The sequence below is a fragment of the Arthrobacter sp. D3-18 genome (assembly GCF_054408525.1).
Genome location: NZ_CP096440.1, coordinates 289,512 through 308,598 on the forward strand (window position 1 = coordinate 289,512; position 19,087 = coordinate 308,598).

General features: G+C 63.2%; 16 protein-coding genes and 1 riboswitch. Of the genes, 10 read left to right on the forward strand and 6 right to left on the reverse strand.

Annotated features, from left to right (window positions below; genetic code table 11):
• Window positions 1–91 precede the first annotated feature (91 nt).
• On the reverse strand, window positions 92–505 hold the full coding sequence (locus M1D89_RS03450; RefSeq protein ID WP_498648045.1) for a GerMN domain-containing protein: 414 nt from the start codon (window positions 503–505) through the stop codon (window positions 92–94).
• A 580-nt stretch (window positions 506–1,085) separates the two neighbouring features.
• The gene (locus tag M1D89_RS03455; protein ID WP_498648048.1) at window positions 1,086–1,652 is read right to left on the reverse strand and encodes an NAD(P)H-dependent oxidoreductase; all 567 of its coding nucleotides are present in this window, start codon (window positions 1,650–1,652) and stop codon (window positions 1,086–1,088) included.
• Between the two features lie 119 nt (window positions 1,653–1,771).
• On the opposite strand from M1D89_RS03455, the gene M1D89_RS03460 reads away from it, so the two are divergent.
• From M1D89_RS03460 to M1D89_RS03485, 6 genes are all read left to right on the forward strand, one after another.
• Window positions 1,772–2,377 carry a TetR/AcrR family transcriptional regulator gene (locus M1D89_RS03460; RefSeq protein ID WP_498648050.1) on the forward strand — a complete coding sequence of 202 codons (606 nt, stop codon included), beginning with the start codon at window positions 1,772–1,774 and terminating at the stop codon, window positions 2,375–2,377.
• A 346-nt stretch (window positions 2,378–2,723) separates the two neighbouring features.
• Window positions 2,724–3,707: an ABC transporter permease gene (locus M1D89_RS03465; protein ID WP_498648052.1), complete on the forward strand. Its 984-nt coding sequence runs from the start codon at window positions 2,724–2,726 to the stop codon at window positions 3,705–3,707.
• The gene (locus tag M1D89_RS03470) at window positions 3,707–4,666 is read left to right on the forward strand and encodes an ABC transporter permease (protein WP_498648054.1); all 960 of its coding nucleotides are present in this window, start codon (window positions 3,707–3,709) and stop codon (window positions 4,664–4,666) included. The genes M1D89_RS03465 and M1D89_RS03470 overlap by 1 nt, the downstream gene beginning before the upstream one ends.
• Window positions 4,663–6,828, forward strand: coding sequence for a dipeptide ABC transporter ATP-binding protein (locus M1D89_RS03475; RefSeq protein WP_498648056.1), 2,166 nt, complete (start codon window positions 4,663–4,665; stop codon window positions 6,826–6,828). Before M1D89_RS03470 ends, M1D89_RS03475 begins: the two co-directional genes overlap by 4 nt.
• Window positions 6,829–6,904: 76 nt before the next feature.
• A complete protein-coding gene (locus tag M1D89_RS03480) occupies window positions 6,905–8,632 on the forward strand; it encodes an ABC transporter family substrate-binding protein (RefSeq protein ID WP_498648058.1) in 1,728 nt (575 codons plus the stop codon).
• A 547-nt stretch (window positions 8,633–9,179) separates the two neighbouring features.
• The gene (locus M1D89_RS03485) at window positions 9,180–10,226 is read left to right on the forward strand and encodes a Gfo/Idh/MocA family protein (RefSeq protein ID WP_498648060.1); all 1,047 of its coding nucleotides are present in this window, start codon (window positions 9,180–9,182) and stop codon (window positions 10,224–10,226) included.
• On the opposite strand, the gene M1D89_RS03490 is transcribed toward M1D89_RS03485, so the two are convergent.
• Complete coding sequence (locus M1D89_RS03490; protein WP_498648062.1) at window positions 10,210–10,689, reverse strand: hypothetical protein; 480 nt, start codon at window positions 10,687–10,689, stop codon at window positions 10,210–10,212. The genes M1D89_RS03485 and M1D89_RS03490 overlap by 17 nt on opposite strands.
• A 34-nt stretch (window positions 10,690–10,723) precedes the next feature.
• Entirely contained in the window at window positions 10,724–11,929 is a 1,206-nt protein-coding gene (locus M1D89_RS03495) for a WXG100 family type VII secretion target (RefSeq protein WP_498648064.1), read from the reverse strand.
• Between the two features lie 297 nt (window positions 11,930–12,226).
• On the opposite strand from M1D89_RS03495, the gene M1D89_RS03500 reads away from it, so the two are divergent.
• The 3 genes from M1D89_RS03500 to M1D89_RS03510 all read left to right on the forward strand — a co-directional run bounded on the left by M1D89_RS03500 (window position 12,227) and on the right by M1D89_RS03510 (window position 14,435).
• Window positions 12,227–12,937 carry a hypothetical protein gene (locus tag M1D89_RS03500; protein ID WP_498648066.1) on the forward strand — a complete coding sequence of 237 codons (711 nt, stop codon included), beginning with the start codon at window positions 12,227–12,229 and terminating at the stop codon, window positions 12,935–12,937.
• Window positions 12,938–13,026: 89 nt separating this feature from the next.
• A complete protein-coding gene (locus M1D89_RS03505; protein WP_498648069.1) occupies window positions 13,027–13,578 on the forward strand; it encodes an RNA polymerase sigma factor in 552 nt (183 codons plus the stop codon).
• A complete protein-coding gene (locus tag M1D89_RS03510) occupies window positions 13,575–14,435 on the forward strand; it encodes a hypothetical protein (protein ID WP_498648072.1) in 861 nt (286 codons plus the stop codon). Before M1D89_RS03505 ends, M1D89_RS03510 begins: the two co-directional genes overlap by 4 nt.
• 148 nt (window positions 14,436–14,583) lie before the next feature.
• Here the strand turns inward: M1D89_RS03510 and ald are convergent, their stop codons facing one another.
• Window positions 14,584–15,702 carry an alanine dehydrogenase gene (gene ald / locus M1D89_RS03515; RefSeq protein WP_017198625.1) on the reverse strand — a complete coding sequence of 373 codons (1,119 nt, stop codon included), beginning with the start codon at window positions 15,700–15,702 and terminating at the stop codon, window positions 14,584–14,586.
• 207 nt (window positions 15,703–15,909) lie between these two features.
• Between ald and M1D89_RS03520 the strand changes: the two genes are divergently transcribed.
• A complete protein-coding gene (locus M1D89_RS03520) occupies window positions 15,910–17,124 on the forward strand; it encodes a PucR family transcriptional regulator (RefSeq protein ID WP_498648075.1) in 1,215 nt (404 codons plus the stop codon).
• Between the two features lie 216 nt (window positions 17,125–17,340).
• Here the strand turns inward: M1D89_RS03520 and M1D89_RS03525 are convergent, their stop codons facing one another.
• Complete coding sequence (locus tag M1D89_RS03525; RefSeq protein WP_498648077.1) at window positions 17,341–18,795, reverse strand: hypothetical protein; 1,455 nt, start codon at window positions 18,793–18,795, stop codon at window positions 17,341–17,343.
• Window positions 18,796–18,797: 2 nt separating this feature from the next.
• Window positions 18,798–18,944: riboswitch (cyclic di-AMP (ydaO/yuaA leader) on the reverse strand.
• Window positions 18,945–19,087 lie beyond the last annotated feature (143 nt).

Consider the following 19,087-nt stretch of genomic DNA (forward strand, 5'->3'; position numbering starts at 1 on the left):
CCCCGCTATTCCGTTGCGGGGCAACCACGGAATAGCGGTTCGGCAACGTGGCAGCGGGGAACCCACGGCACTGCCCGCCCCGAATCAACGCTTACCGCACGCTCAGCGCCTCCGTTAGTGTCCTGCCATTCACATAGATCTCGGCCCTCGACGCACCGCTGGCCGACACGATTGTCTGCGTCAGTTGCGCCTGGATCCGTGGGATGTCGCATACGCCCCCGGTCCGCAATGAGCCGCTGAGGTTAACCACCACCGTTGCGCCGCTCATGTAACCGGAGAGGTAGCGCAGGGACGAATTAGCTAGTGCGTCGTAGAGGGCCGCGTCACTGTCCACCGGCATTCCGGCCTCCAGTAGCCGGCCGAGAGCCACGGACAACGGATCGCCGGGCACGGCAACACCCCTGATGGGTACCAGGCTGTCGTTGCAGCCGAACCGCACGCCGCGGGCGCCGCCGTCGTCGATTGCCACGTAGTAGACCGCTGGTCCGGAGTTCTCCGAGTCCACGGGAATGACTGTTGCGGTGGCTGTTGGTTCTGGCGCGCTGGTGCCCGGTTGGGGTGAAGGCTCGACGACGGGCGCCGGTGGGGTGGGCGAAGCCGCGGTTGAAGCGGGAGTACTCGCGGACTGTGCTGGAACTGGTGCTGCTGCCGGGGGCGACGCGGCGGGGACGGCAACGGACGGAGTCCCCGGGCTTGAAAGGGCAGGGGGCGAGGCAGCGGGTGCGGAAGCAGCGGGCGAAGGTGTAGGGGCCGGAGAAGCCACGGAAACTGTAGGCAAGGGACCTGCGGCCTGGGATCCGGAGGGATCGGTCGGGACGCTAGTGCAGCCAGCTACCCACAGACCGAAGATGAGGCAGGCAGCCGTGATCGCCGTCGTACTTTTTGGTCCCCGTCCGGCATGCATGACAGCCCCGCGCTCCTGTCCGTCCACCTGTATCTCCAACGTTAGGACGGGGAGGCGGAACACAACATGCCGTTACGGTGACGGTTCGGACAAGAGTTGATCACGCCCGCCCAAGAAGCCCAAAAAACGCGGATGCCCCCGTCCCGCGGATGCGGAACGGGGGCATTGAAAAGCGAGGAGGCTAGGCTGCTGCTTCTTCGTCCTGAACGGCAGTCAGGGGCTCGAAGATGCCCTTGATCTGCTCAACAACCTCAGCGTCGTCCTTCGGGTGCAGTTCAGCGAAACGGATCATGGACCCCGGAACGGCCAGCTTGACGTCTTCGAGTACCTTGGCGCCGGCGATGCCAGCAGCCTTGCGGGCTTCGTCCTGGGCCCACACGCCACCGAATTGGCCAAAAGCGGTTCCGACGACGGCGGTCGGCTTGCCGGAGAGGGCGCCGGCACCGAAGGGGCGGGACAGCCAGTCGATGGCGTTCTTCAGGGAGGCGGGCATGGTGCCGTTGTGCTCGGGCGTGACGAGGAGGATGGTGTCGGCGTCGGCTGCTGCAGCGCGGAGGGCGGCGGCTTCGGCGGGAACCTGGCCTTCGACGTCGATGTCTTCGTTGTAGAAGGGGATGGTGCCCAAGGAGCCGTGGATCTGCACATCAACGTTCTCGGGCGCGTTTAGCTGGATGGCTTCGGCGAGCTTCTTGTTGTGGGAATCGGCGCGCAGGCTGCCGACGAGGGTAAGAACGGTGCTCTTGGACATGGTGTCTCCTTTTGTCTGGCCGGTTGAGGTGCCGGCCGTTCGATGTCTGGGCTTGGAGCCTTCATCGATACTAAACGGACTATGGTCCGCTTTCTATTCCCGGGGTCTAGAATATTTCTGTGAGCTCGATCCCCATTCGGCCGGACGTGCCCCTAGGTGCGCCTCACGAGCGCAGCGACGCAGCGAGGAATCGCGAGCGATTGCTTAGCGCTGCCCGGGACTTGGTGGCCGAGCTTGGCGCCGAAGCGCTGACCATGGACGCGCTCGCTTGCAAGGCCAAGGTTGGCAAGGGGACAGTCTTCCGCCGCTTCGGTAGCCGCGCCGGGCTCATGATGACCCTGTTGAGCGACTCGGAGTCCGAATTCCAGCACGGTTTTATGTTCGGACCGCCTCCGCTGGGTCCAGGAGCCGCGCCAAAGGAGCGATTGGTGGCCTTCGGTGAGGGGCGAATCTACTTCGTCCTTGAAAACGGCGAACTCCTGAAAGCGGCGGGCGCTGCTACCCGTAACCGGTTTGATGTTCCCGCGACAAAGCTTTCGCATCGACATATGGAGGTCCTGCTGCGGGAGGCGGGAATCGCGGATCCTTGGGTGATGGCGATGTCCCTGACCTACGCGCTGGACCCTGAGCGAATAGTGGACGATGTTCGCGTTCGAGGCATTTCACCCACGCGGCTTGCGGATTCGTGGCGTGAGTTGGTCACCCGTCTCCTGAGCGCCGACTAAGCCGCGCTGCCACATCAGCCGCAACCAGCGCAGCCGACCCCTGTTAGCGCCACCAATCCTGACGCAGTAAGCGCAACAGTGGCGCCGACGTCGTAAACATGACGCAACCTGCACATAACAATCTGGCCGCAGGCGCGAAACCGGCCGCCTCGAAGCAAAACGTGAAGCAGTTATTGTGGTAGTTTCCTCTTGAATGTGACGCATGCCATACAAGGCTGGTGATCACTGAAGGGGTGCGGGGGGCCCAAGAACCCGCTGCGCCAATTCGTAGCTGACGCCGGCCACAGCCGGGAACCGCGGAAGGACGAGCATTGAGTTTTGCCACGATTCGGGGCAGCCGCCCGACATGCTGAAATATCTGATGAAGCGGTCGGGCATCTACCTGATCATGATCTTCCTGACCACGAGTGCAGGTTACTTCCTGGCGGTCTCGTCGCTGAAACCCGCAGTGCTCGAGCAGGAAAAGATCCCGCGGCCAACCCCTGAACAAGTAGCTGCTTCTTTCCGGGGACTAGGACTGGATCCGGACAAGAACGCCTGGGAGCGTTACCTGGATTGGCTATGGGGCATCGTCACCCGTTGGGACTGGGGCCGCAGTCCGAACGGCGCTTTCGTCAACGCCGAATTCGCGGACCGCGTGATGGTCTCCACCCGGCTGTTCATCGCCTCGATCATCCTCACCCTGGTCATCGGCGTCGCGCTCGGTGTCTACTCCGCCGCCCGGCAGTACAAGTTCCAGGACCGCGTCATCACGTCCTACAGCTATCTGGTCCACATTCTCCCCGCGCCCATCGCGTACTTCCTGGTGCAGCTCGGTGCCATCGGCATCAATGAGGCCGTTGGAGAGCGCATCTTCTTCGTGACGGGAATATCGACGCCGGGAATCGAGCCGGGTTGGCCGGCTTTCGTTGACCTTGTGGCCCACTACGCCGTGCCCACCTTTGCAATGACCATCTTCGGTTGGGCCGGTTACCAGATCGCCCAGCGCCAGTACCTCCTGGACAACGTGAACGCTGACTTCGTCCGCACTGCCCGGGCCAAGGGACTGACTCGAAACCAAGCCATCAGGAAGCACGCCCTGCGTGTCTCCTTCATTCCGGTGGCGCAGAGTATCGCCTTCACCATCCCGGCCATCTTCACGGGTGGTTTCTTCGCGGAGGCCATCTTCGCCTGGCCAGGTATCGGCCTCTGGAGCATCCAGGCAATCAGCCTCCAGGACGTCAACGTCGCCACCGCCACGCTGGCCTATGGCTCAGTAATCTTCGCCATCGGCGCCATCCTTGCCGACTTCGCCACCACGCTGGTCGATCCACGAGTGAGGGTCCAGTAATGACCAACATCATTGATCCCATTGCGGAAATAGACGAGTCACGGGTCGCGGACCAGGACGTCGTCATTGGGAAGTCCCGGATCATCTTTCGTCGCTTCATGCGGAACCGGACCGCCGTCGCCGGCTTGTTCATCTTCCTAGCATTGTTCCTCTTCTCGATCTTTGGCGGATTCCTGACTTCGTGGGACAAGGACACCCTTGATCCGTTGAACATCGGCATGCCGCCGTCACCGGACCACTTGCTGGGTACCACCCAGGCCGGCATCGACCTCATGGCGCTCATTGTGGACGGCACCCGGACCTCCATTCTCATCGGCCTGATCGTTGGCGGGGTTTCCGTCCTGATCTCCGCGGTGTACGGCTGCACCATGGCGTTCTTCGGGGGCAAGGTTGATGCCACCATGCTGTTCATCCTTGAAGCGCTCATCATGATGCCCGCCATCCTCGTGGTCGCCGTCGCCACCAGCGGAAGCGGCGGCCTGAAAGATCTCCCCAGTTGGCTCCTGCTGATCGTCGTACTGCTCTTCTTCAGTTGGATGGGCACCGCCCGCCTGGTGCGCTCACTGTCCATGTCCCTGATGCAGCGCGATTACGTCAAAGCCGCCAAGTACATGGGTGTCCCGTCCCGCCGCATCGTGTGGCGCCACCTCGTCCCGAACATCGGTTCCCTGCTGGTCCTCGACTTCACCCGTGGCATCACCGGCGCAATCCTGGCCGAGGTCGCGTTCTCCTTCATCGGCATCGGCATCAAGCTCCCGGACGTCAGCCTTGGTGTCCTGATCGGCCAAGCGACGGGCCAAGTGTCCTCCTTCCCATGGATGTTCTGGGTCCCGCTGACTGTCATGTTCCTGTTGACCGGTTCGCTGGCCATGATGAACGACGGCCTCCGTGACGCCTTCGATCCCAGCTCCAGCTCCATCGGACGGGCCAAGACCAAGACCGCAAAGGCTGGCAAATGAGCACCAACATTTCCCACACTCCCGCCGAGCGCCTTCGCGATGCAGGACTCTACGCTCCCGGCGACGCCGTCCTCAGCGTCCGTGACCTCAACGTCCGCTTCAACTCCGAGAACGGTGTGGTCCATGCGGTGCGCGGCGTCGACTTCGACCTCATGCCCGGCAAAACGTTGGGCATCGTGGGCGAGTCCGGTTCCGGCAAGTCCGTCACGTCCATGGCCATCATGGGACTCCTCCCGGAAACGGCGGACATCACCGGTTCCGTGCGCTTCAAGGGCAAGGAACTCCTGGGCCTCAGCGACAAGGCCATGTGCAAGCACCGCGGCAATGACATCGCCATGGTCTTCCAGGATCCGCTGTCCTCGCTGACCCCGGTTTATACCGTGGGCCACCAGATTATCGAGGCGCTCACGGTCCACAACCCCACCATGAGCAAGCAGGCCAAAGAAGCCCGCGCCGTCGACCTCTTGCGTATGGTGGGCATCCCGAGCCCCAAGGACCGTCTGAAGGCCTTCCCGCACGAGTTCTCCGGCGGCATGCGCCAGCGCGTCATGATCGCCATCGCCATCGCCAACGATCCGCGGGTACTCATCGCGGATGAACCCACGACGGCGCTGGACGTCACCATCCAGGCGCAGGTGCTGGAAGTCCTGCATACCGCGCAGGAGGAGACCGGCGCCGCCGTCGTCATGATCACGCACGACCTCGGCGTTGTAGCGGGCATGGCTGACGACATCATGGTCATGTACGCCGGCAAGCCGGTGGAAACCGGGACCGTGGAGGACATCTACTACAACCCGCGGATGCCCTACACGCTGGGCTTGCTCGGCGCTGTTCCTCGAGTGGATACCGCCACCAGGCAGTCGCTGGTGCCCATCGAGGGAACACCGCCCAACCTCGCGTTGCCGGTGACAGGATGCTCCTTTGCCGCCCGCTGCCCGCTGGTCAGCGATGCCTGCCTCCACGGCGAGCCGGACCTCATCCCCGTCCCCGGTGTTGAAGGCCAGATGCTTGGACACAAGGCAGCCTGCATCAAAGCAGACGAACTGTCCGGTAACGCCGACGCCCACAAGATTTTCCACGCGCCGCCCAAGCCCGTTTCAAAGTTCGACGGCGTCCCTCGCGTCGAGCGCGAAAAGGTCCTGGAACTCAAGGACGTAAAAAAGCACTTCCCGCTGCTCAAGGGTGCCTTGATCAAGCGACGGATCGGCACGGTGAAGGCCGTGGATGGCCTGAGCTTCGATATCCGCGAAGGCGAGTGCATTTCGATTGTGGGTGAGTCCGGCTGCGGCAAGACCACCACTCTCCTGGAGATCATGGAGTTCCACCCGGACCAGGTGGGCGAAGTGGTTATCGGCGGCGTCAGCAACAAAGCAGCCACGGACCACAAAACCACGATGGCCATGCGCAAGGAAATGCAGATGGTGTTCCAAGACCCCACGGGTGCCTTGGATCCGCGTTTCACTGTGTACGAGGTCCTTGCTGAGCCGCTGGAAAACCTCGGGATGCCCAAGGCCGCCATCAGGAAACGCATCATGGAACTCATGAAGCTTGTGGGCCTGCAGCCTGACCACGTCAACCGCTTCCCCAACCAGTTCTCCGGCGGGCAGCGCCAGCGCATCGGTATCGCCCGGGCACTCGCCGTCAATCCGAAGCTCGTGGTGCTGGACGAACCGGTCTCTGCGCTGGACGTGTCCGTGCAGGCCGGAGTCATCAACCTGCTGGACAAGCTCCGCGCTGAGTTGGGCTTGAGCTACCTGATGGTGGCCCACGACCTCTCCGTTGTCCGCCACATCTCAGACCGTGTCGCCGTGATGTACCTCGGCAAGATCGTGGAAACCGGCGACGTGGACGACGTCTTCGACAACCCGCGCCACCCTTACACGCGGGCCTTGTTGTCAGCGATCCCGGTTCCCGATCCCAACCTGGAACGGACCCGTGAACGCATCATCCTGCAGGGCGACCTTCCCAGCCCGCTCGATGCTCCCCAGGGATGTAATTTTGCGACCCGTTGCCCCGTGTTTGCCGCATTACCTGCCGCAAAGCAGGAGAAGTGCCTTACTCTGGAGCCGCCACTGGCTTCGGAGAAGGAGGACACACAGGACTTCGCATGCTTCTTCCCGGACGGTGAGATAGATGCCGACATGCTGGTGGTGCATGCCTGACAACATATGACACATCTATTGAAACCCTGTTATTCAACTCGCAAAGATTTCCAGTCGTAAACATGAAGGGCAAACCATGAAAAAATACACGACGATCGGTGGCGTAGCGCTCGCAGCAGCGCTTATGCTGACCGCTTGCGGCGGGGGAACGCCGTCGGGTCCGGCCTCGCAGAAGGCCGAAGAGAGCGGCGGCGATATCAGCAAGCTGATTAGCGTCAACGCCAAGGAAGCAAAGGATCTGGAGCAGGGCGGCACAGTCACCTTGCCAACCGTGGATCTCGGGCCGGATTTCAACAATAGTTCCAACGTCGGGAACAGTGGCCCCACCGCAGCTGTGTTGACTCCAGTCAATCCGGCAGGCCTTAGCAGCGGCGGGATCGGCGGTTGCTGGAAGCTGGATTTCAACGGCAAGGCGGAGCCCAACAAGGACTTCTGTGAAGAGGTCAAGAGTGAAGTCAAGGACGGCAAGCAGACCATCACCATTAAGGTCAACGACAAGGCAACCTGGAACGACGGTACGCCTATCGACGTCAAGACGTTCGAGAACACATGGAAGATGTCCCGCGGCGAGGATAAGGCGATTGACATCGTCAACCCTGGGGCGTATCCGTTTGTTGAATCAGTCAAAGCTGGTGCCAACGACAAGGAAGTCATTGTCACCACTACGCAGCCGGTCTATCCCCTTGAGGATCTTTTCTTCGGACTGATCCACCCTGCCGTCAACACGGCGGAAATCTTCAACAATGGCTTTGCGGGCAACATGCATCCTGAATGGATGGCCGGCCCGTTCAAGGTGGAAAATTACGACACCACCGCCAAGACCGTCACCATGGTTCCAAACGATAAGTGGTGGGGCCAGAAGCCTGTCCTGGACAAGATCATTTGGCGCCAGATGGAACCTAGCGCAACCATCGCCGCCTTCAAGAACGGCGAAATTGATGCTACTGACGCTCGCTCCCTGAGCCGCTACAAGCAGCTTGAAGGAACCAAGAACGCCGAGGTTCGCCGCGGTCAGCGACTGTTCGCCGGTGGTCTCAACCTCAATGCCGAGCGGCCGGCCCTCGCCGATGTGGCCGTCCGCAAGGCGATCTTCACGGCAGTTGACCGAAAAGCTCTCCGAGATGTTCAGTTCAACGGCCTGAACTGGTCTGAGGAAAGCTCGGGCTCCATGATGCTCATGCCGTTCTCCGAGTACTACCAGGACAACTACCCCGTGAAGGACGCGGACGCTGAGGCCGCCAAGAAGGTCCTCACCGACGCGGGTTACACTGCCAATGACAAGGGCATCATGGCCAAGGACGGCGTCCCCGTAACCTTCAAGGTGACCTACTTTGGAGAGGATCCCACACGGGCGGCCGTCTCACAGACACTGCAGAAGCAGCTACAGGCAGCGGGCATGGATGTCGCGGTTGAGCAGCGCGGTGACGCGGACTTCCAGAAGGTTCTGGGGTCGCGGGAGTTTGACCTGACGATTTCGGGCTACACGGTTGGCCCGGATGCGACCAGCGGCGTCAAGCAGTTCTACGACTCAACCACCAACGAGAACAAACTCGGCGATGCTGAGTTGGACGCTGAAATCAAGCGCTTGGCAACCATTGCTGATGACAAAGAGCGCAATAAGGCCGCCATGGAGGTAGAGAAGAAGCACATGGAGAAGTACTTCTCCATGGGTACCCTACTGAACGGCCCGGAAATCCAGTTCGTCCGGACAGGCCTGGCCAACTACGGTCCGTCGCTGTTCAAGAGCAACTCCAACGTTCCGGACTGGACCACCATCGGCTGGGAAAAGGGCGCCAAGAAGTAGCCCCTCAGCAGTAGTTTCCTGAAGGCCGGGAACTTCACTGAACCTGTAACGGGTTCGGGGAAGTTCCCGGCCTTTGCCGTCCCCATCGCTCGCTCACATCCCGCGTGCTTGAGCCCGACGCTCGCTCACATCCCGCGTGCTTGAGCCCGACGCTCGCTCACATCCCGCGTGCTTGAGCCCGACGCTCGCTCACATCCCGCGTGCTTGAGCCCGACGCTCGCTCACATCCCGCGCGTGCTTGGGCCCGACGCTCGCTCACATCCCGCGCGTGCTTGGGCCCGACGCTCGCTCACATCCCGCGTGCTTGAGCCCGATGCTCGTTCACATCCCGCGTGCTTGAGCCCGATGCTCGTTCACATCCCGCGTGCTTGAGCCCGATGCTCGTTCACATCCCGCGTGCTTGAGCCCGATGCTCGTTCACATCCCGCGTGCTTGAGCCCGACGCTCGCTCACATCCCGAGCCCTTCAGCGGAATCCTCTCTCGCCCGGTGATAGAGGGTTGGCGCGAATGGGCTATTACGTGCGAGAGGATCGGTAGCCTAGGGTCATGACTTCCCAGCCGATCCGTACCGCCGTCGCAGGTTTTGGCCTTTCGGGCAGCGTCTTCCACGCGCCTTTCATCGCCAGCAATCCCGCGTACGAGCTCGCCGTCATCGCAACTTCGGACGAGGCGCGCCAGACGAAGGCGAAAGAGCGCTACCCGGAAGCACTCATCGTCAACACCCCTCAAGACATCCTGGCGCGGGCTGACCAACTGGATCTCGTCGTCCTGGGCACACCACCCGCAACCCACTTCCCATTAGCGAAAGCTGCGCTGGAAGCGGGGCTCGACGTCGTCGTTGATAAACCGTTCACGGTCCGCAGCGCCGAGGGCGAGGAACTGATTCAGCTGGCTGCGAGGCTGGGCCGCGTCCTCACCGTGTACCAGAACCGGCGCTGGGACGGTGACTCGCTAACCGTAAAAAAACTGCTCGACGCCGGAACGTTGGGTACCGTGACCAGGTTTGAGGTGGGCATGGAGCGCTGGGCACCCGAGATCGCCAAGGCCTGGAAAGCCAGTGCCACGGCGGAAGACGGCGGCGGCGTCCTATTCGATCTCGGCACTCACGTCCTCGATCTCACTCTCCGGTTCTTTGGGCCGGCCACCGTCACGTTCGCAGAAATCACAGCCCGCCGCCCCCAGGAAAGCGCCGATGACGACGTTTTCTTGGCACTCCAGCATGAGTCGGGTGTCATCAGCCACGTCACCATCAACCTCAACAGCCACCTCAATGGCCCGCGTTTCCGCATTCTCGGCTCCGAAGGTGGCTTCGTGAAGTTCGGCACCGACCCGCAGGAGCCCTACGTGCTGGCCGGTGGGTTGCCTACAGACCCTGAGTACGGCGTCGAGCCTCCCGAAAACAGGGGCACCCTGGAACGGAGCGGGCAGCGCACCACCATCCCCACGGAGCGCGGCGCCTACCCCGAGTTCTACCGCATCCTGGCGGAAAAGCTCGACGACGGCGGCACCGCCTCTGCACTTCCAACACCTGTGGATCCGGCTGACTCCGTTGCGGTGCTGAAGCTGATTGAGCAGGCTAGGGCGCTGGCGTAACGTCCGCGCTGGCAACCAGCGAATAGATGGCCTTGAGGTCGTGGTTGCCTTCAATGGGCTGGCAGCTGCCGGTCAACTGAACCACATCCGCTGCGGCATCCTGCTGGACCACCGTCACGGCTGTGAACTGTGCCAGCGAACCTGCCTGCGGGTGCGTGTAGCGCGCCTCGCGTACGTGCCAATCCCGGCCATTGATTACCACTGGCTCTGTGGCGAGCAGGACCGCGTCCGGCAGGGCGTCCAGGAACGAGTCCACGGATGCAGCGATGTCCCGCAGCTGGTAGCCGGGCAAGCGGCGGGACACGGAGATCACCACATTTGCTGTGTAGCGACCTTCTGCGGCCGGGGCCATGAGTGCCCCCAGGGCATCGGGGACCACTTGGTGCGTCCAACCGGCCGGCGGGTTGAGTTTGATGGTGGGGTAGGCGGGGAAAGATGCGGACGGGAAAACCTGTTGCGACATTGGAGCCTTTCCGGCGGTGGTGTGGTGGCGAAGGTCAGTTGTTCAGGAAGTCGACGAATCCGGTCACGGAATCCACAAGTCCTTTGGGGCTGAGGGTGATCTGGCCACCTGCGCCCAGCCCCAGTTCGGCGGTGAGCTTGGCTCCCGCGCCTAGCGTGAGCCCATCTTCATCCATGGACGCCGTAAAGAAGTGCCCCTCACCCGCTCCGGCGGCCACCGTCGCGTTGAATGTCAGTGTTTGGCCCAGGACTTCGACATACCGGCTCCCTGTCAGCTCCGCACCCGCTCCTGCGCTGAACGCAGTGCCTGAGACATCGCGGCCCTTGACGCTTATTTCGCCTTCACCGGCGCTGGCCCAGGCCCCGGCGCGGAATTCTCCGCCTTGTCCCAAGGCGAACAGCCCACCAGCGAACTCGGTCTTGTTGTCCACGGTGACTTTTTGACCCGCGAAGCCCTCACCACCGGCCGAAAACAGGAAGGGGCTGCTCGCGTTGGCGTGGGCGCTGGCTTCGACTCCTGTCATCGCGCGCGTCGTGGACGTGTTGCTGACCCAGCCGTCAAAGAAGTCGGATCGTATGGTGGTGATGTTTTCCGCGCCAGCGAATGCTTCACCGTTAACGTGGGCATTGGGAAGCCCGAGTCCGAATGGCACACTGGCTTCGAACTCGCCATCGGCGCGGGCGCCGACGAACGTTTCGTTGGTGACTGTTGTCTTGCCCGGCCCGTACTCAGTCTCCGCCTTCCAGGTCATGTCACCTCCGCTGGAAGCCTCGCCGGATCCTCCGAATGCGATGCCGCCGGGACCTACGGAGCCGTGGGTTTCGCCCGTTGCTTGACTGTCGATTGAACCGCTGCCTTCAACGGTGACGGGGCCATAGCTGGTGGGATCAAAAGTAAACCCGGGCGCCCCAGGGGTGCTCTTTCCCTGCCCTGAGGGCGGACCTCCCTTGGGACCGCCTCCCGGACTGCCCGAGGACGCTTGTTCCTGCTGTTCGGCGTTGAGTTTCAGGGCGCGGGCGTTGGTGCGCAAGCAAGCAGCTGCTGCTCCCAACCGCCCATGGAGATCGCTCTGCCACCGGCTTCGGAACTGGTCAGCGTCATTTCCCCGCCAGAAGTTGCCGTTCTGAATCAGCACATTGAGCTGTTGTTGAAGCTTGGTGATTTTCTCCGCTTCGGAGTCCATCACTGCCGAAAGCCGCCGGAGATCCCCGACGTCAGCGCCCACCAATCCCTGTCCCACTAGGTACCCAACCCCATTACGTATCCCCTGACGTAGTGATCTGTCGATCGCCGGGCATCCAACGAGCCAGGCGTTTCCTGAGCATAGTTGGCCACAGCGGACGCGGCCATGGGGACATCTAACCAGTGTGGATAAAGAGCAGCATGCCGAGACCTGAAAAAGAATTTCGGACAACGCGTAACCTCACCGGCGCCGCGAACGATGTAAGGGGAGTGCGGGCCACGTCTGCACGCTGATCATCCGGTCGCGACCCAACCGCGGCCGGGGCAATCCCAAAATCGTTTGTCGGAGGGTTTCATGTCCTTGTTCACTATCCTTGCCACCAGCAAAGTCGCCGCGGGCGTCCTGGCTGCCGGAGCCGTAGCTGCCGGTGGAACCGGCGTTGCTGCCTTCAATGGCGCGCTTCCTACCGGAATCCAGCAGACCGCGCATGACCTCGTTGGCGCACCGGCCCCTGTTGCTGAGAAGGCCGCTGAAGCAGCCGACGCCGCCGAAACCGCCAAGACCAAGGCTACTGACGCCGTCGAGACCGCGCAGGCAACTGCAACCGAGGCCGCCGAAGCGGGCCAGGCCAAGGCTGCCGACGCCGTGTCCGATGCCAAAGCAACGGTGGAAGACGCTACGTCCCCGGAGGCTTTCGGGCTCTGCACCGCGCTCCTCAATGGCGGCCTGAAGTCTGACGCCAAGGTCCCCGGCTTCGAGTCCTTGACTATTGCTGCCGGCGGCGAAGCCAAGGTGGAAGCGCACTGCGAGGCCGTGGTCGAGGCCGGCAAGGCTGCAGGCCTGAAGGCTGACGGCTCGGTGAAGGCAGAGGCCGACGTCGACGCTGCCGTGACGTCCGAACTGCCGGCAACGCCTGCCGTTCCTGCAGTGCCCGCTGTGCCGGGAGTTCCCGCTGTTCCCGCCGCACCCGCTGTCCCCGCTGTTCCTGCCGTCCCCGCGACGCCTGAGCTGCCGACACAGGTTCCCACCGACGTTCCGGCTGCACCCCTCGATTCTGTCCGCTAAGCAAGCAGCGGTTACGGTTTAAGGGCGGGGCTCCTTGGCTTAGGACAAGGAGCCCCGCTACGTAGTGTGTGGGACGGAGGCATCCACGGGTGCTTGACCCTTTGGCTGATGAATATGTGCAGGCGGATCAGGACGATCCCGCCCTGCTCTTCACGGCTGCCTACAATAACTTCGCCGGACCGGTGTTTGGCTACCTCCGGGCACGAGGCGTGGACGACCCCGAAGCAGTGACGCAGGACGTCTTCCTTGCCCTGTATCCGAAGCTGGAAACGCTTCACGGCGGGCTGCCCGGGGCCAAAACCCTGTTGTTCTCCATAGCGCATGCGCGGATGGTGGACCACTATCGCAAACGCGAACGAACGCCCGACTCGACGCCCTACGAACCGGACCTGGACGCGCGGCGGTCGCCGTCAGCCGAAGACCAGGCCTTCGGACGGGTTGCCGGCCTGGGCGTCACTGAAATTTTGGATGACCTTCCTGACGATTATCGGGAGGTACTTGCCCTCCGAGTTGTCGCCGACGTGTCAGTGGAAGATACGGCGGCGATCATGGGTAAGTCCCCAGGAGCCGTCAAACAGCTACAGCGCAGGGCATTGAATGCACTGAAGAAGCGTGCACTACTAAGGAACGGCACATCATGAGCGAACAACTTACGCCTCGCGGACGTCATGACCAGCAGGCAATCGACCACCTGCTGGCCGACGCCGGCCTCACAGGCGACGCCGACCTCCGTACTGAACTCCTCGAGCTCCGTTCACTGGCCAACACTGCCCCCTTGCCGTCCGATGCAGTCCGCGCGCTCATGGTCAGCAGCCCGGCCGATGCCACGCAGGAGATCGCAGCCACGCAGCAGATCGCAGCCACTCAGCAGATCACGACGGCGGACGGTCCGGCCACGTCGTCCGGTGCGCCCACTGCGGTGCTCGCCACAGTTGCTGCGGAATCCGCTCCTGCCAATGACCTGCCTGTTGACGAACTTGCCGCGCGACGTCGGAAGAAGCGCCGGACGGCCATCGCAGGCCTCGCTGTGGCGGTGTCCTTGGCCGGCGGCGCCACCGCCGCCGTAGCTTCCGAGGGCGGCCTGCCGGGTGCTTTCCAGCATCTCGGGGCGGCAATCGGTTCGGTGGTCTCGCAACTAAACCCCGGTTCCGGCAGTGCTCCCCAGCCTGATGCTCCCGCCGGTACCACCCCCGAGCCGTTGCCTGTCCGGGAAGAGCCTCAGCAAGCTCCTGCCACGGTCAAAACCCAGCCGACTCCGGCCCCGCCGGTCAGCCCGGTTCCTGCTCCCCAGCCGCAACCCGGTGGTGCGTCGCCGCATACACCTAAGGTGCCGTCGCACAAAGAGCCCGGCAATGGCGTCATCCCGTCGCCGCCAGAGTTGCCCGTGACCCCACCGGAGAGCGACCCTTCCAAGATCGATCCCTCAAAGCTCGGCCCCTCGGGCGTCCCCGTCCCGGTTCCCTCGGAGCTGATCCCGTCCCTCCCCGGAAAGCCCTAGGCTCCAGACCCAAACCTCCCGCGAGTTGGCACTTAATCCCAATGTTTGGTGCGAACATTGGGATTAAGTGCCATCTCGGCGCGGGGTTAAACCACGACGGCGGGGTGCGGCTTCACGTGGAAGCCGCACCCCGCCGTCGAGCTTGAAGCTATGCGGAGACCAGCGTGTGCCAGTCGTTGACGAGGGGCAGGTTGTGCGCCTCGGAAACGGAGTGGTGTGCCACGTGGCCGGCGGCGATGTTGAGGCCGGCAGCCAGTGCCGGGTCGCGGTCGAAAGCGGCCTTGACGCCCAAGTTGGCCAGTGCAACGGCGTAGCGCAGGGTGACGTTGGTCAGTGCGTAAGTGGACGTGTTCGGAACAGCGCCAGGCATGTTGGCAACGCAGTAGAAGATCGAGTTGTGGACCTTGTACGTCGGTTCCTGGTGGGTGGTGGGGTGCGTGTCCTCGAAGCAGCCGCCCTGGTCAACAGCGATGTCCACCAGAACCGAGCCGGGCTTCATGCGGGCAACCAGTTCGTTGGTGACCAGCTTGGGAGCCTTGGCGCCCGGGATCAGGACGGAGCCGATCACCAGATCTGCGTCGATAACTGACTTCTCGATCTCGTAGGCGTTGGAGGCAACGGTCTTCAGGCGGCCCTGGTAGAGGGCGTCCAGTTCGCGCAGCCGGTTGATGTTGATGTCCATGATGGTGACATCAGCACCGAGGCCCAGCGCCATGGCGGCAGCGTTGGTTCCCGCAACGCCTGCGCCGAGGACAACAACCTTCGCCGGACGCACGCCCGGTACGCCGCCCAGGAGGACGCCCTTGCCGCCGGCCGGAGCCATCAGCGAGGAAGCGCCGACCACGACGGACAGGCGGCCCGCGACCTCGGACATCGGGGCGAGCAACGGAAGGGTGCGGCCTTCCTGCACGGTTTCGTAAGCGATGGCCGTGACGCCGGAGTTGATGAGCTCGGCGGTGAGTTCGGGCTCTGCGGCGAGGTGCAGGTAGGTGAAGAGAATAAGGCCCTTGCGGAAGCGGTGGTACTCGGCCGCGATAGGTTCCTTGACCTTCATGACCATGTCCGCACGGGCCCAGACGTCATCTGCCTCGTTGACGATTTCGGCGCCGGCGATCGAGTATTCCTCATCGGTGATGCCCGAGCCGAGGCCTGCGCCGCGCTCTACCAGAACGGTGTGTCCGTGGGTGCGGAACTCGTGGACACCGGCGGCCGTGATGGCTACGCGGAACTCGTTGTTCTTGATTTCTTTGGGGACACCGATGATCATCTGTGGGCTCCATCGTTAGCGGCCACTGGGCCGAAAATTTGTTGCGGGATGTGATTCCAGAATAGATCCGGCTGTGAGGCAGACGACATGGGCCCGGAACCGCCCTCGGGAGGAAAACCCGCAAATACAACGATCTTCTGCAAGTCAGCGCGACATTTGTCGAGCAGTGAAGCGTCAAGTGTCGCCTGCTGTTGGTACGCTTTCCAGATGCTGCAGGACGTGGAACAGATCGTTGAACGCGTTGCCTTGAAGCTGGGCCGCGGGCTGTCCCTGGAAGATCTCGACGGCGTTCTTCTCGCCTATAGCTCCAACCAGTCCCACGCCGACCGCGTTCGCGTGAACTTCCTCCTCAGCAAGCGGGTCCCCAGCGACGTCAGCGCCTGGCAGCTCGCCCATGGCATCGCCACGGCCGTGCGTCCCGTCGTAGTTCCCGCCAACGACGAACTGGGCATGCTGGGCCGCGTCTGCGTGCCACTTTTGGTCCGGGGTTTCCGCGTGGGGTACTTGTGGGTGCAACTGGACCTTGAAGAACAGAGTCCGACGGCGATACTCGCCGAATTACCCGGCGTGCGGGACGAGCTGGACCTGTTGGCAGGCTTGCTCCTGGATTCCAATACCGCCGAATCGGAGTTCCGGCGAAGGCGTGAGCAGGAGTTCCTGTCAGCCTGCGGCGGCGAATCGAACGCTGTGGCCGCCATCGCAGGTTGGAAGGAAATCCAAGGGCGCGGTCCGTGGCAGTTGGTGACCATACTCGATCCGGATGGTGCGAGGTCCGACGTCGATCCTCTTGCCGCTACCCTGACGCATCGATCAGCGGCGCTGCAGTCCACTATCGGCGTCAACGCCGCCTTGTTCAGCGCCGGAACGGAGACGCATTCGGTGGTCCTGTTCCGCGAGTCCGGTGGCCGGGCGGACCATGCCCAGGTGTTGGTGCACTATCAACTGGAGCTTGCGAAGCGCGCTGGCCGCAAGGTGGACAGGGTAATCCTGGGCATCAGCGAACCCTTCCAGGTCATCCGGCAGCTATCGGGTGCCTACCGTCAATCGAAGGTTGCTGCCCAGGCGGCTGCCGTGGACCTCCCACTAGGTGAGCTCGTGGATAGCCGGACTGTTGGTGTCTATCAACTTTTCGATCGCTTGGTGGCACCCGGAGGCTGGGATGACACAGGTTCGGTGCACTTTCAGACGCTTGAGGACCAGGACAAAAACGGCGAGCTCCTGCCCGTCCTGGAACTGCTCTATGACAATGACGGCTCGGTGCAGGACGTCGCCGCCAAACTTCACCTCCACAGGAGCAGCATCTATAACCGGCTCGGCCGCATCCGCCAACTCATCGGTGCCGATCCGTTGAGTGGCGCGATCCGGCTCGAGTTGCATGCGGCCCTGAAGGCGCGGCGCTGGGCCGGGCGGCCGCGGATCTGACACTACGAACGAAGGCGGACGTTCGAAACAGACAGGAGGCAGGCACCCGGCCGGGTGCCTGCCTCCTGTCTTTTAGTGGTTGTGCACTTGCTTATGAGCGCCGCAAACGCTGGCAGCTCCAACGTCCCATCCGGCGACGGAAGGTGGCCGTCCGGCTGCTGCTGCAGTACCGGCTATGCCACCCCGCATGCGCGGAGGTACGGGGCAGGCGGGTGCTCAACCGAGAACCTCCTGGGCTGCATCCAGGATGTCTTGAAGCGCAGATTCGCTGGGCTGGGGTGCCGGGGCGGCCTGCGGTTTGCCCGGTCGGGGCTTGGACGTCGGCGTTGCAGTTTCCGTTGATGTGGGTGTCGGCGTGGGCGTGGGTGTGACCGTGGGGGTCGGCGAGGTTGTGGGCGTCGGAGTTGTGGGCGGTGTGGTGACCGTGTCCGACGGCACCTCGCTCGGCGCGGGAGCCGGCTGGGTCGGGGCCGGACTCGTCACTCCAGGGACGGCCGGGACTGAGGAGGGGAAAGCCGACGGAACCCATACAGGGTCGGCAAGCGATACCTTCGGGGTCGGAGCCGACGACGACGACCCGGCCGTGGGTGCCTCCGCTAGTGTCGCGGGCTGGCCGGCTTCGGAGGACGCTGTGGCAACTGACGAGGCTGCTGGCGACGACGCTGATGGTGCGGAAGCCGTGGAATACGAGGCACTGGGCGCGGGGGATGCGGAGCCTGAGTTCCTGTCGCCGCCGCTTGCTTCCTGCGCAGGGGTTTCCTGGCCGAAGAACGGAAGCTCGAGGGCTTGCCCCAAGGTTCCGGCCGTCAGCACGAGTCCAAGCGCCCCTGCAACCACGGCCATGCGCTGGCTCATGTGTTTGACCGATGCTGCTTTCCGAAGGGCGGCGTGGGGTTCGCGGCCGAATGAGGACGTGGACCCCAAGCTGGACCTGGCTGCAGAGGGCGCGGCAGCCTGCTTGCGAACATCCTTGCGGCTTGCCAGTGCTGCCGATGCCGTTGCAGCGGCAGCAAGCTGCGCCTGAGACGTGCCCCGAGGTGACTCAGTACGCAGGGATTCGTCGTGCGGAGGCTCGGCGGCTTCTGTTGTGGTGGTGGATTCTTCGCGTGCAGACATCACGGGAATGGCTGTCGTGGCGGGTTCCGGCGTTGAAGCCTGAACAACTGGAATGGCTGCGGTTGCGGGCTCCTGAGCGCTGAGCTCCTGAGAATCAGGCTCCACGTTGGCCGGGGACGCACTTGCCGGAGTCACAATGGGGATCGCCGCGGTAGGGGGTCCCGGTGTGGTCGACGTCCGAGCCGCTGGCTGCACAGTAGGTACCACTGCAGTAGCGGGTTCCGCCTGCTCGGCCCACTGGGGCGATCGCTGCGGTGCCGGCTGTGACGCCGAGGCCTCGGGCGCAATCACGGCGAGGGCTTCACGCTCCCGCTCCGCTGCACGAACTTCCGCACGAGTGGCAGGCGCCGCCACGGTGGGGATGGCCGCAGTGGCGGGTTCCGGCGTCGTGCCTGTGCTGGTCGCGCCAGGGTCATGTGGGTTTGTGGACGCAGCGGCGGAGTCCGCCAGTGCGCCGGTGGGGAATCCGCTGGGTTGGGCCCGACGGCGTCCGGTTGGCTTGGTGCGCTCGCCTTCAGAGTGGGCGCGGCGCGGCTGATCCATGGTTGGGGACATGGTGGTTGCCTCTCAACGCCTTCGAGGTTAGCTGTCGGGTTCGGACGAGGCTGTCCGGCCGCCAAAGCGGCTTCACCCCGAGGGCTTGCATACCAAGCCCGGGAACTGTGGGTCCCCCGCCTCTGCCGCGGGTCTGGCGGATCCCGGATTGCGGCAGAGCTCGGCGTCAATCCGGAAGCGGCCCAGCGGAGATACGGGTCGCCCTACGACGGTACATGAGCCGGAAAGTAAAGTCACATTAATGTAACGGGCGGTAGGCCTGTCCAAGCGAGGGGGTTCTATGACTTAGGCT

Coding starts and splice junctions, on each gene's coding strand:
- M1D89_RS03455 (WP_498648048.1), bottom strand. CDS start 1,652: ATGTCCAAGAGCACCGTTCTTACCCTCGTCGGCAGCCTGCGCGCCGAT.
- M1D89_RS03485 (WP_498648060.1), top strand. CDS start 9,180: ATGACTTCCCAGCCGATCCGTACCGCCGTCGCAGGTTTTGGCCTTTCG.
- M1D89_RS03490 (WP_498648062.1), bottom strand. CDS start 10,689: ATGTCGCAACAGGTTTTCCCGTCCGCATCTTTCCCCGCCTACCCCACC.
- M1D89_RS03500 (WP_498648066.1), top strand. CDS start 12,227: ATGTCCTTGTTCACTATCCTTGCCACCAGCAAAGTCGCCGCGGGCGTC.
- M1D89_RS03470 (WP_498648054.1), top strand. CDS start 3,707: ATGACCAACATCATTGATCCCATTGCGGAAATAGACGAGTCACGGGTC.
- M1D89_RS03525 (WP_498648077.1), bottom strand. CDS start 18,795: ATGTCCCCAACCATGGATCAGCCGCGCCGCGCCCACTCTGAAGGCGAG.
- M1D89_RS03520 (WP_498648075.1), top strand. CDS start 15,910: ATGCTGCAGGACGTGGAACAGATCGTTGAACGCGTTGCCTTGAAGCTG.
- M1D89_RS03475 (WP_498648056.1), top strand. CDS start 4,663: ATGAGCACCAACATTTCCCACACTCCCGCCGAGCGCCTTCGCGATGCA.
- M1D89_RS03465 (WP_498648052.1), top strand. CDS start 2,724: ATGCTGAAATATCTGATGAAGCGGTCGGGCATCTACCTGATCATGATC.
- M1D89_RS03510 (WP_498648072.1), top strand. CDS start 13,575: ATGAGCGAACAACTTACGCCTCGCGGACGTCATGACCAGCAGGCAATC.
- M1D89_RS03480 (WP_498648058.1), top strand. CDS start 6,905: ATGAAAAAATACACGACGATCGGTGGCGTAGCGCTCGCAGCAGCGCTT.
- ald (WP_017198625.1), bottom strand. CDS start 15,702: ATGATCATCGGTGTCCCCAAAGAAATCAAGAACAACGAGTTCCGCGTA.